The sequence below is a fragment of the Aquibacillus halophilus genome (assembly GCF_009649745.1).
GTDB classification, from domain to species: Bacteria; Bacillota; Bacilli; order Bacillales; family Amphibacillaceae; genus Aquibacillus; species Aquibacillus halophilus.
Window position 1 is genome coordinate 282861 of sequence record NZ_WJNG01000002.1, and the last position, 13231, is coordinate 296091.

Here is a 13231-nt window from a genome sequence, read left to right on the forward strand (position 1 = left end):
ATGCCAGAGAAGTGAGGTGCAGCACATGGGATTTCAAACAAAGTACACGGAAGAAAAAGCTTTTTGGGAAGTGAATTTAAACGGATCGAAGGTATTGGAATACGTTTATGGCGAAAATGATGACATAAATCCATCGTTTCGCCTGGTTAAAACAACTGGTGGAAACACAATTACCCTATATCGTCCATGGGATCATCCCTGGCACCCGGGAATGTTCTTTTCATGGAAGTACATTAACGGAATGAACTTTTGGGAGGCAAGATATCACGGTCAAGATAACAAAATTGTAACAGATTCTTTTGCACCAGTGGAAGAGGATGGACCTGGGTTCAACCAAACACTCTCCTATATAACTCATGAAGGGCAAAAGGTATTAGAGGAAAGTAGAGAAGTCCGTTTAGAAGAAGGACCTGGAGGATATTTGATCCACTGGCAAGGGACTTTTACTCCTAGAGCTGATGTTACTCTCGATCGAACAGAGTACACCGAACAATCTCCTTGGGGTGGATATGCTGGTTTGTCATGCCGATTAAATCGTAACTTTTTGGGCCCGGTAATTAAAACGGATTTGGGTGAATATACAGCTGAGGAAGCTTATTCAAAGTCATTCAAATGGTGTGATTATTCTGGGAAATTAGACGGTTTCATTGAAGAACAATGGGCTGGAGTATCTATTATTGATCACCCGACTAACTTACGACATCCTTCACCGAAACTCACGTATGACTATAAAGACATGCAGCTTTTATCAGCATCGTTCTTATTCGATGAGCCTTTTGAATTGAAAATGGGTGACACATTGACACTAAACTACACGTTCTATGTCCATGATGGAAAAGTAGAAGAAAAAAACATGAATCAAATTTGGGGGAAAATCTGCAATAGTGAAAAACTAGTAAAATAAAATACTACTATGACTGTTGATTGTTTTGTTTTAGATTGTACAGGTGCAATAAATATTGTTGGAGATGATCCAGTTTCATTGAAAACACTCAGTGCCGAATAAGTAATGAAAAGGCAGGTTGCACAATTACCTGCCTTTTTTATTGGATGGATAGGAGTAGTGATTTATGGTCGACAACTACCAAATGTTGAAAAAAGAGCTTGCTAAAGGATGGAATACATGGAATACAAGAAGTGTACTTTCCCATGTATTATTACCTGAAGGATTCGCGATTAACTTAGGAATAAAAGAATATTCAGATGGCGATTATTTAAAGGAATCCTTAATAGGAAGATTAGACGAAAACGCAGAAAAGGTAATCCCAGGTTCGCGTGCCTACGATAGCAGTTATACAAGTTTAACAGTTTTATGGAAAGGTATAGAACTGGTTGTGGAGTCAGCGACCATCAATGATGATCTAGTGCTGCTAGTTACCCCTTTCAAGCAAACGATAAAAACACCTACATTAATTATAGAATCAGGTATCTTATGGAATAGGGAAGGAACCGTTTCTCGTGAAGGTGAAAGCTTACTGTGGTCTTCGAATAATGGAACAGTAAAAGGATATGCAACAGGGGAGGAAGTTATCGAACCAACCGTCCAAACCCAGACCCCGTACATCGCTTTGAAATTAGATTCTAAAGTTGGCTTTTCGACAGGTAAGAACAGAAGCATAGAAGAAATCCAGAACGTGATAGCCGATCAAAAGCAAAAACAGCAAGAACAAAAATCAAAGTATGGAGAATTACAAGAGGTATATGAAGCTATGCAGACATGTATCGCTTGGGATACGATTTACGACCCGTCTCATGACCGAGTGGTGACACCTGTAACCCGTATTTGGAATTGTACCCATGGTGGATATGCTTTATTTTGTTGGGATAATTATTTTGCGGCTTATATGGCATCAATCGATAACAAGGCGCTAGCTTATGCGAATGCAATTGAAATTACTAAGGAAAAGACTGAAGCTGGATTTGTACCAAACTGTGCTTGGGGGAACGGATTTAAAAGCTATGATCGTTCTCAACCACCAGTAGGATCACTAATTATTCATGAACTATATCGGAAGTTTGGTGACAAGTGGTTACTAGATGAGGTTGTCGACGACCTGCTAGGGTGGAACAATTGGTTTTACGAGAACCGATTGAATGGGAACCTTTTATCATGGGGTTCGACACCGTATGAACCAAAGTTTGATAATTACTGGGAGACAGCTGGAGTAAATGACACGTTTGGTGGAGCACTAGAATCTGGTTTAGATAATTCTCCTATGTATGATGATATTCCATTTGATTCGGAAACACACATGATGAAATTACACGATGTTGGTTTAAACGGTCTATATATTATGGATTGTCAGACGCTAGCGGAAATATGTGAGGTTTTAGGTAAAACAGAAGAGAAAGATTTATTAATCAGTAGAGCAGAATCTCTTAAGGGAAATATGAGCGAACTTTGGAGTGAGAGTGAAGGATTTTATTATAATAAGCTAACGGACAGCGGTGAATTTAGTAAACGTATTTCGCCAACGAATTTTTATGCATTACTAGGAAATGTGGCTAGCCAGGAACAAGCACGCCGGATGGTTGATGAACATTTCTACAATCCAGATGAATTTTATGGTGAATGGATCATGCCATCGATTGCTAGAAATGATGAAGCTTATCCTGATCAAGAATATTGGCGAGGTAGAATCTGGGCACCAATGAACTTTCTTGTCTATTTAGGATTAAGAAACTATGACCTTCCGGATGCTCAGAAAGATTTAGTAGCAAGATCAAAAGCTTTATTGTTAAAAGAATGGAATGCTCATGGGCATATCCACGAAAACTATAATGCTGATACTGGTGAGGGATGTGACCAGACATCTAGTGATAGATATTACCATTGGGGCTCCTTACTAGGGTTCATTTCATTAATAGAAGAAGGATACCTTGAGGGATGGGAGAAACGTATTAAAGCCGATTAGTTATTGAATTAATTGCATTGGTTTCTAAGTCAGAACTAGAATGAATGGATGCGACCCTGGCATCCAAAGTATAACGTATGGCAGACTATAACTGTGAGTATACAGATTAAGAAGTGTTTGATGTCGAGGCTTACTATTGCAGTATGGATAAATATTGAGAAGTAGAAGCAGAGAGAAATTGTATTAGGAAGTTGATGTCAGATAAAATTTTAGGAGTCCAGTCCCTTAGGAACCATGAAAAAGGATCTTTGGCCTAGGGTCATCATTTGGCTTTCAACTGAAGAGAATTTGTTTATTAGAGCAAGCGAGGTGGATTGTGTATATCATTTATTTGTCATTACAAATTAGTATTCTATATATTTTCTATGTAATTGGTACTTGGATTCAAGAAGCACTTCATTTATCTATTCCAGGTAGCATCATCGGGATGTTGCTTTTATTTCTCTTGTTATCAATGAAAATAGTAAAAAAAGAGTGGGTTGAACTTGGATCTAGCTTACTTGTGAGGCATTTGCCGCTTTTATTTCTACCAATTATTGTAGGAATCATTAATTATTTTGATTTATTTGCCGGAAAAGGACTATTGTTAATCGTTATCACCATTTTCAGTACCATTCTTGTTATGACCTCTTCTGGATTGGTAAGTCAGTGGACAGGTAGGAGAGTGGAGAAGAATCGTGAATGATACAGTTTTGATTGCAGTAACCTCGATTGTTGGTACCGTTGCTGTTTATATAGGAGCGAGGAAGATAAATAAAAGGTATCCTTATCCATTGACATTGCCTATTCTGATTTCCTCTATGTTGATCGTTCTTGTATTAGTGACCTTTCAAATTCCTTATGAAACGTATCACATTGGTGGTCAATGGATCGAAAAGTTACTTGGTCCGGCAGTTGTAGCATTAGCGGTTCCTTTGTATAAACAACGGAAAATACTAAAAGCCTATCTTATCTCACTACTAGCAGGCACCATAGTCGGATCTATTGTTGGAATTAGTAGTGGCCTACTTTTTACATACTGGGCAAAATTTGATAAAGAAATCATTCACTCAGTAATTCCAAAATCAGTGACCACACCGGTCGCGATAAAAATAATAGATTCTATCGGAGGCAATCCTACTCTGACCTCCATCCTCGTTATCATTGCAGGAATGAGTGGCTCCATTTTATATACTAACCTTTACAAATTGTTAAAGATCACCCACCCAATTGCTAGAGGAGTTGGAATGGGCAGCTCATCACATGCAATCGGAACCGCCCAAATGGTGGATGATAGTGAACAAGAAACGGTAATTAGTACGGTGGCTATGACTATTAGTGCTATTGTTGTATCGGTATTGGCTCCAATAGTAGTAGCTTTTCTTAGTTAGGTCAAGAATAATCATAGGGACGGTTCTCGTGTGCTTCTTTTCATACGTAAAAAAAAATTAAAGTGTCATTCACTATATATGGATAGATAATTGTCCATTTTAGTGACTGACACTTTTTGGTATTTGAAAAAGAAGCAAAAGAACCGTCCCCTCGATTTTTTATGGTAAAAGAGGCAATATAGCTTTATCATTAATTGATATAAAGAAGTCCTAATTGTATATAAGGGGAATCACTTTTATGAGTAGAATACATAATCATGATACATATGGGTTTAAATTGAAGGGAGAACATCAACAACGTGTTGCTGGAATTCATTCCATTGGAAAGGAATATAGATCCAATGAGTTGTATCGATGGGATGGTTTAAAACGTAATGAGACTGGTAGAATCGTATTTCAGTTTACATTAGACGGGGAAGGGGCTATTCGGATTGGTGAACAATTATTCACCTTAAAAAAGGGACAAGCTTTCTTGGTTCAAATCCCTAGTGATCATTGTTATTACTTGCCAGATGATTCAAGTCATTGGGAATTTATATTTATTACTTTGTACGGTCAAGAAGCACTTCGTTATTTTAGTGCGATTACGGAGAAACAGGGTCATATTTTAGATTTAGATACAAATGCAAGACCAGTAAAACATATACTTCACTTATTAGATAAGGTTCAAACCACAGGTATTCATCATGCCTATGAATTGTCAGGGTACGCTTACACTTTTTTAATGGAATGTATGCAATATTTTGAGCATGATCAAAATAAGATCGAGAAGTTACCGGTCGCCATTGCAAAAACGATTCAATTTATAGAACAACACTATCAAGAAGATTTAACATTAACTGATATGGTTGAAGTCTCTGGTTTGTCAAAATACCATTTCACTAGGCTATTTCATCGAACAGTTAAGGATACACCAATCAAGTATCTAACTAAAATACGAATGAATCATGCGCTGGAGTTATTACAGAATAAGGAATTAACCATTGAAGAAGTTGCAAGAACTTTAGGTTATACAAATGCTAATTATTTTAGTAAAGTTTTTAAAAATGTGTTAGATGTGAACCCTAGTGAGTATCGCAATAGTCAATCTTTTATGCCTGTTAATCAGTTGTTTCTCGACTAAAAAAAGAGCAATATTTTACTTATTTCAAATTTATTTGCGATTGTAAAAACGCATTCCTTCCCTTATATTGTTGGTAAGACAACAATATAAGCATATTCCTTATATGTGCTAAAGGAGGATACAACTATGCCGAAAATTACTTTTTTAGGTGCAGGAAGTACAGTCTTTGCGAAAAATGTACTTGGTGATTGCATGACGGTAGATGCATTGCAGGATTTTGAGTTTGCTTTATTTGATATCGATCATGAAAGACTAAAAGATTCAGAGATGATGTTAAATAATATGAAGGAAAGTTTAAACTCTACTGTAAAAGTAGTTACATACCATGATCGTAAAGAGGCACTACGTGATGCTAAGTACGTGTTTAATGCCATTCAAGTAGGCGGTTACGATCCTTGTACGATTACTGACTTTGAAGTGCCGAAAAAATTTGGCTTACGACAAACGATTGCAGACACGTTAGGAATTGGAGGTATATTTCGCAACTTAAGAACGATTCCTGTTATGCAAGAATTTGCTCGAGATATCAAGGAAGTTTGTCCAGATGCATGGTTTTTGAATTATACTAACCCAATGGCAGTATTGACGAATGTTATGCTTCAAGAGGGAATTAAGACTGTCGGATTGTGTCACAGTGTTCAAATCTGTGCGGATCATTTACTAGATTCATTGGATATGTCAAAAGATAATATCCAGTGGAAAATTGCGGGTATTAACCATATGGCATGGTTATTAGAAATAACTCGTAACGGAGAGGACTTGTATCCTGAAATAAGGAAAAGAGCTAAAGAGAAACAACAGGAAAAGCATAATGACATGGTTCGTTTTGAATTGATGGATAAGTTTGGGTATTATGTAACGGAATCTTCTGAACATAATGCAGAATATCATCCATACTTCATCAAGAGTAACTATCCAGAGCTTATTGAAAAATATAACATTCCTTTAGATGAATATCCTCGTCGTTGTATTAATCAAATTGAAGGCTGGAAGCAAATGCGTGATGATCTTATTCATGATAAAAACATACAGCATGAACGTACACATGAATATGGATCTTACATTATCGAAGCGATGGAAACAAACAAGCCATTTAAAATTGGCGGAAATGTATTGAATGCTGGACGATTAATTAGTAATTTACCAGAAAATGCAGTTGTAGAGGTTCCATGTTTGGTAGACGCAAGTGGAATTACCCCTACCTATGTTGGTGATTTACCAGAACAGTGTGCTGCACTAAATCGTACAAATATTAATACACAATTATTAACGATTGAAGCGGCAGTTACAAAACAGAAAAGTAAAATATATCAAGCGGCATTGTTAGACCCCCATACAGCAGCAGAACTATCGATAGATGATATCATCTCTTTATGTGATGCTTTAATTGAAGAGCATGGAGATTGGTTACCAAAATATGATTGAGTGAAAAAGCTTGTCTAACCTTTTAGGTTTGATATGTATTTGGGTGTTAGTCACTGTAATAAGATATTTAGCAATGGTGCCTAACACCATTGCTAAATGTCAGTATTAATTTAAGAATAGTGAATTCAGGGTCAGATACCGTTTGCGAGATGGTATCTGACCCTTAGTATTTCTTTCTAAATAACTAAGGAAACTAAGATACTCACGTATAAAATTACAGGAAAACGTTGAATTACGGCGAATAACTACTAAGTATACCTTTTTTACAGTAAATAACATTTTCTGTTCAATATAAGGACAAAGTGATGACACTTTTCATGATTTTAACTTAGCATATTAGTATGGGAGGAAAACAAAATGCAATGGATTAAAGATAGAAGACTAGAATTACAAAGAATCATCGACAGTATTAATAGTTGCTATACAACTAATAACAAAACAGGCTTTACACTAAATTCAACAAATGGCGTTATCTGGGCAAAGACAAGAAGAAGTAAAAAATGGGGCCAAGCATTTGAAGATGATTTCAGATTCTATGTTGCTATAGATTTCCCGGAAGGTAGTTATGAATTGGATGAATTAATTGAACGAATTGGATTAAATGTAAAAGAAGAGGATGAACAAGTATCGGGTATTCGATTAAGAAAAGATAGTCCGTTTGATTCAGTTCGAATAGCAGTATATGAGGATATGTCTGCTACATATAGTTTTGACAATAAAGAGTTTATAGATTTCGTAAATGAAGTTGCTTCTAAGGTGATGAACAAATAATGAAATTTGTTTTCTTTTTTTCTGGAAGATTTGGTTGATAACGTTGTAGAAGAGGTGAATCTTTTAACACTGACTCATCATTAGGTAAAGAGACAATCGAAATATCTCTTACAAAGGGTACCAGTTACCTGTTTAAAAATCATAGATAGTACCTAGTATTATTTACTGTAATACATAACTTTGACAATAGGAGCATCGTTCATCAATACTTGGTAATTGTTCCTATCAATTGGAGGTGTTTTTTTGGATCAATTAAGAATTATTAGCTGGAATATATCTTTAAGAGGACCAATTAAAGATAAGATGGACTTGTTGCAGTCAGTTATAAATGAGACAGATGGACCAACACTAGTAGCGTTACAAGAGGTTATAGAAAAGGACAGAGCATATATAACAGAGGAAAAAATATTTTCAACTCATTCCTATTCTATCGACTTTAGGACTCCAGGCCCCTTTGATACAAGAAACCGCAAGTTAGGTTGCATGATTGGTGTAACAAGTAATTCCGAGGCTAGTAATCCTGGGGTCATTCAACGTACTCCTTTTCCTGATAGGACTCTATATACTGATATAACAATTGATAATTTTACATTTAAATTAATATGCTTTCACTCACTTACTGGTGTTGGTTATAAAAAGGCGAAAACTACTCAATATGTTGGAATAGCTGAATATTTACATCTGCATAGAGATATTCCAATGATCTGCTGTTTTGATGCAAATGAGCCTGCAGTGGATCACTATGACATAGAGAAAGTGAAATTTTTTAATCAGGCTGGTGATAAAGGGATGGGTGCAGCACTGATTATGAGTTCTAACCCTTTACATAACATGAGAGATTCATATAGAACATGGTTAGTAGAAAACATGGATGTGTTTAATGAAATTAAAGACAAGCAACAGGCTGCACAAGATGAAAAGACTCTAAAGTACATTCCTCTAACTACCTCACACATTATAAATAAGAAATACCACAAACGTTACGATTACATTTTTAATTCAAGTAATTTTAATGTGAAAAACGTTCAATATAGATTAGATGAATCTTTAAAGGCAGGTAGTGACCATGCAATGGTTGTTACGGATTATGAAATTAGGTGCTAAGATTGGATAACAAATTGTCTGGTCCTTAATCAACAGTTCTTAACTGTTTGGTTAAAGATCACCCACCCAATTGCTAGAGGAGTTGGAATGGGCAGCTCATCACATGCAATCGGAACCGCCCAAATGGTGGATGATAGTTAACAAGAAGCGGTAATTAGTACGGTGGCTATGACTATTAGTGCTATTACTGTATCGGTATTGGCTCCAATAGTAGTAGCTTTTCTGAGTTAGGCTCAGGACAAACAATTAGGAAAAACTATAAACCATAATTCACGTAATTGTAAATGTCAGGAGCTTAGTAGACAGTAGTCTATGTTAGAGCCCTGACACTTTTTTTGATGAAACTTGAATTAAGTGGAAAGTGAGTAAGTTCGCAAACTACCAAGGCATGACATGACAAAAGTCCCTATTAATCACCAATACCCTTCAAACTGTTGTTTGAGATTCTAATAAGAAGTACTATATAAATAGGAAATTTTATACAACTGGGGGTTAAACGATGAGTACATCTAATAAAGTTAAATATATTTCAACTACAGCACTATCAAAAGAACTAAAAATGAACGTCAAGGAAGTATTTCAGATATTCCTTGCTAATGGATTGATTAATAGAGTTGAGGAAAACTGGGTGCTGACTGATAATGGCAGGAAAATAGGCGGAACAATAAAAAAACATCCTAGAATTGGCGAATACATAGCTTGGGACGAAACCATTAAGAATAACAATATGTTTAACAAAACTAATGAGACACTTATAAATGCTACAGCATTAAGTAATCACTTTGGTGTATCCAAATTTAAAATGAATCCCATTTTGTCGGAGTTAGGTTTTGTTCAAAAAAATGTAAAAGGTTGGACAGTAACAAAGCTTGGACTAAGTATTGGTGGTAAGCAGCTTGAATATGACCGAACTGGGGTACCATATGTTAACTGGCCAGAGGGCATTTTGCAAAATAAACGTTTAGTAGAAACAATGAATGAACTGCAAGGAAATGGCCCAGAAGAGAACTTAGAGTCAGATCAAAGTAGTTCTTTAGGTTTTAGAGAAAAGTTTGTAGCTAAACATAGATCGGCTGATGGTCATTATGTACGCTCTAGAGCGGAAATGCTTATAGACAATTGGTTATATATGTCTGAAATTGTACATGCATATGAAAGAAAGTTACCAATAGAAGAAGATGTTTATACCGATTTTTATTTACCTGTTGGAAAAGTGTATATCGAGTACTGGGGTCTAGAAGATGAACCGAAATATGCAGCAAGAAAGCAAGAGAAATTAAGAATATATGAAAAATATGGGTTCAACCTAATAGAGTTACAAGATGCTGACATCCAGAATCTAGACGATATTTTGCCTAAGAAGTTGTTAAAGTTTGGAATACAGGCATACTAATTAATCCTTTCACTGTATTATCGAAGAGTGTTTTAAAAAACTACTATAGAACTATAACTCTTACAATAGCAAATACAAATGAGTAGTACAATTTAGGATTTTAATGAGGTGGCTTACCCCTTGAATATTGAAGAACATCTAATTCTGGTTAAAAAAGAGGATAAGACGGAACAAATACAGTCCTGTGAATACGAACAAAAGAAATGGACAATCAAATATCATAATAATAGTAAGGTGTATCAATACAATTATCAAAATGTGGATTGGTTTAAAAATCCTAAATTAATAGATCCAACAACTAGCGTGGTGTATGAAAAGAATATACCCATATCTGGGGTTATTAGAATACTAGACTTTGGTCAGCATACGAAGCTCATGTTTAAGACTGGATATAAAAGATTGTATCCTAACTTGAGCATTGTGATTGAAGAAACGTGTTTAACCAATCAGAATGCTCATAACTGCTTTGAATACTTAAAAAGACTTGCCGATCAGGTAAGTATTAAGCTCGAGGGTGATCGTAGCTTCTTGGGTAAGCAGTATAGTATGATCACTAATATTAGTCCAAGAAGCGTTTTATCAGCCTATTTAGAGAGAAAACCTTTACGAAGGGAAACGAAGCAATCACAGGTTATTTTTCCATTTGGATTCAATTTAAGTCAAAAAGCAGCAGCCGAGAAAGCAATGCTCGAACAAATGAGTGTCATCGAAGGACCACCAGGTACAGGGAAAACCCAGACGATCCTGAATATCATTTCAAATGCAGTCATACAGGGGAAAACAGTTGCCATTGTGTCTAATAATAACTCAGCAACAGCTAACGTTTTAGAAAAATTGCAGAAGTATGAAGTTGATTTTATGGCAGCTTATTTAGGTAATAATGAAAACAAAGCAAAGTTCTTTGCTGAACAAAATGAAAACTATCCAAACATGGATAGCTGGACACTATCTGAATCAGATGCCGAGTCTATAAAAAATAACCTAAGTTCATCACGACATGAATTAGATAAAATGCTTGAATATAAAAATGAATCGGCTTTACTAAAACATGAATTATCTGAGATTAAAACAGAGAATAAGTATTTTAATAACTACTATTCTGATTCTAAATTTGAAGATCTGCAAATGGGTACCTTTTTTTCATTTAAAGCTGATCGGATATTAAAAGTACTAATGGAGTATAAACGAGCTGTTGAAAGAGGAAAAGTTACTTTAAGAAATAAATTATATAACCTTTTTGTTTACGGAATATATAGTTTTAAGATTTATAAGTATCCACCTGAAATCATTGTTTCTTACTTACAGAAAACCTATTATGATGCAAAAATGAACGAACTCCAAAAACAAATTGGAGAGTTAGACAAGAAACTGGAGAACTTCAACTTTGATAAGGCAATGGAAAACTATAGCTTCGAATCTATGAGGTTGTTTAAGGCTAAATTAGTAAATCGGTATGATAGTGGTGGAAATAGGACTGCATTTAATAATGATGTTCTTTGGAAGGATTTCGACCGTTTTATAAAGGAATATCCTGTCATCCTAAGTACGACTCACTCGTTGCGGAATTGTGCTGCTATAAATTATCTGTTTGATTATGTATTAATTGATGAAGCTTCACAAGTCGATATAGTAACAGGTGCCTTGGCGTTGTCATGCGCTAAAAATGCAGTCATTGTTGGCGACTTAAAACAGCTTCCCAATGTAGTGCCAACAGAGGTTGCAACTATTGCCAATGGAATCTATGAGTCTTTCGAATTAGACCAAGCTTATCATTATTCAGATCATAGCTTACTATCTTCTATAATAAGCTTGTATGAGGATATTCCCAAAACACTTTTGCGAGAACACTACCGATGTCATCCTAAAATTATTGGTTTTTGCAATCAAAAATTCTACAACAACGAGCTTATTGTCCTAACAGATGAAAACGAAGAAGATAAACCACTGATTCTATATAAGACCACTAGAGGAAATCATGCCAGAGGGAAGTTTAATCAAAGACAAATAGATGCTGTCTTTGAAGAGATTATTCCTGAACAAAAAATTAATGCTGGTAAACAATCGGTAGGAATTATTTCGCCGTACCGCTTACAGGCAGACGAACTCCAGAAGACGATAGGAAATCAAGATTTAGAGGCAGATACTGTTCATAAGTACCAAGGCCGGGAAAAAGAAATTATTATTATCACTACTGTTGCGAATAGGGTTGAAGCAAATGACTTTGTTGATGATCCCAACCTTATTAATGTAGCTGTCTCGCGTGCAGTAGATAAGCTTGTTGTTGTAGTAGCTGAGGGCAGTGAAAATTGGCAAGGGACAAATATTGGTGATTTAGTAAGATATATTAACTATAACAATTTTGAAGTAATTGAGAGTAGCGTGTACTCGGTGTTTGACCTACTTTATAGTAGTTATTCGGAAAAATTACTAGAAGTAATGAAAAATAGTAAGCAAGTATCTACGTATCATTCGGAAAACCTGATGAATGCCGTGATAGAAAAAGTACTTGGCGAGTCAGTATTCCAAAGTCTTGACCATCTTCTACATCAGCCTCTAAGAATGCTGATTAAGGATCCAGTTAAACTTAGTGAGGAAGATCGAAAGTATGCGATGAACATTTTAACCCACACAGATTTCGTCATTTTTAGTAAATTGGATAAAATGCCTGTTTTAGTAGTTGAAGTGGACGGCCATGCATATCACGCAGATAATCCAGTCCAGCTTAAGCGGGATGAGATGAAAGATAGGATTTTAAACAAATACGGTATCCCAATTATTCGAATGAAAACCACTGAGAGTGGAGAAGAACAAAGGTTAAGAAATAAATTAGAGGAATTGCTAGGATTGTAAAAGTTAGATGAAGTAGGGGATGGTTTTGTGTGCTTCCATGCTTGGATGTATTAGTTTGGTAGTAATAGATGAGTTAGAAACGAAAGCACCGCCACATAATTATGGGTATGCAGGAGTAGAATTAGTAGTAATTATTTCAATTTAAGAGTTTTATCTGGACTATATAACATTGAACTAAGTTGTTAGTAGTGAGAAGTGCAAAAAAATGATATTAAATCTAATGAAGATATTTGAAGGTATGCGTCAAAAACTATCATACTTTTAATCTTACAGTAGAGGC

General features: G+C 35.6%; 11 protein-coding genes. All 11 read left to right on the forward strand.

Annotated elements, in window-relative coordinates; all coding sequences use genetic code 11:
• The first annotated feature begins 25 nt into the window (after positions 1 to 25).
• The 11 genes from GH741_RS02620 (at position 26) to GH741_RS02670 (ending at position 12951) form a co-directional block, all read left to right on the forward strand.
• Positions 26 to 904 (forward strand): DUF6807 domain-containing protein, encoded by an 879-nt coding sequence (locus GH741_RS02620; RefSeq protein WP_153735211.1) that lies wholly within the window; start codon positions 26 to 28, stop codon positions 902 to 904.
• A 166-nt stretch (positions 905 to 1070) separates the two neighbouring features.
• Entirely contained in the window at positions 1071 to 2915 is a 1845-nt protein-coding gene (locus GH741_RS02625; RefSeq protein WP_153735212.1) for an MGH1-like glycoside hydrolase domain-containing protein, read from the forward strand.
• Between the two features lie 331 nt (positions 2916 to 3246).
• Positions 3247 to 3600: a CidA/LrgA family protein gene (locus GH741_RS02630; RefSeq protein ID WP_153735553.1), complete on the forward strand. Its 354-nt coding sequence runs from the start codon at positions 3247 to 3249 to the stop codon at positions 3598 to 3600.
• On the forward strand, positions 3593 to 4285 hold the full coding sequence (locus GH741_RS02635; RefSeq protein WP_338079209.1) for an LrgB family protein: 693 nt from the start codon (positions 3593 to 3595) through the stop codon (positions 4283 to 4285). The genes GH741_RS02630 and GH741_RS02635 overlap by 8 nt, the downstream gene beginning before the upstream one ends.
• Positions 4286 to 4523: 238 nt before the next feature.
• Positions 4524 to 5408 (forward strand): AraC family transcriptional regulator, encoded by an 885-nt coding sequence (locus GH741_RS02640; protein ID WP_153735213.1) that lies wholly within the window; start codon positions 4524 to 4526, stop codon positions 5406 to 5408.
• Between the two features lie 126 nt (positions 5409 to 5534).
• Positions 5535 to 6833: an alpha-glucosidase/alpha-galactosidase gene (melA, locus tag GH741_RS02645; protein WP_153735214.1), complete on the forward strand. Its 1299-nt coding sequence runs from the start codon at positions 5535 to 5537 to the stop codon at positions 6831 to 6833.
• Positions 6834 to 7190: 357 nt separating this feature from the next.
• Entirely contained in the window at positions 7191 to 7604 is a 414-nt protein-coding gene (locus GH741_RS02650; protein WP_153735215.1) for a hypothetical protein, read from the forward strand.
• Positions 7605 to 7847: 243 nt separating this feature from the next.
• Positions 7848 to 8708 carry an exonuclease/endonuclease/phosphatase family protein gene (locus tag GH741_RS02655; RefSeq protein WP_153735216.1) on the forward strand — a complete coding sequence of 287 codons (861 nt, stop codon included), beginning with the start codon at positions 7848 to 7850 and terminating at the stop codon, positions 8706 to 8708.
• Positions 8709 to 8726: 18 nt separating this feature from the next.
• Positions 8727 to 8849 (forward strand): LrgB family protein, encoded by a 123-nt coding sequence (locus tag GH741_RS21840; protein WP_153735555.1) that lies wholly within the window; start codon positions 8727 to 8729, stop codon positions 8847 to 8849.
• Between the two features lie 358 nt (positions 8850 to 9207).
• Positions 9208 to 10101: a glycerol kinase gene (locus GH741_RS02665; RefSeq protein WP_153735217.1), complete on the forward strand. Its 894-nt coding sequence runs from the start codon at positions 9208 to 9210 to the stop codon at positions 10099 to 10101.
• A 120-nt stretch (positions 10102 to 10221) separates the two neighbouring features.
• Positions 10222 to 12951, forward strand: coding sequence for an AAA domain-containing protein (locus GH741_RS02670; RefSeq protein ID WP_153735218.1), 2730 nt, complete (start codon positions 10222 to 10224; stop codon positions 12949 to 12951).
• The last annotated feature ends 280 nt before the right edge of the window (positions 12952 to 13231 follow it).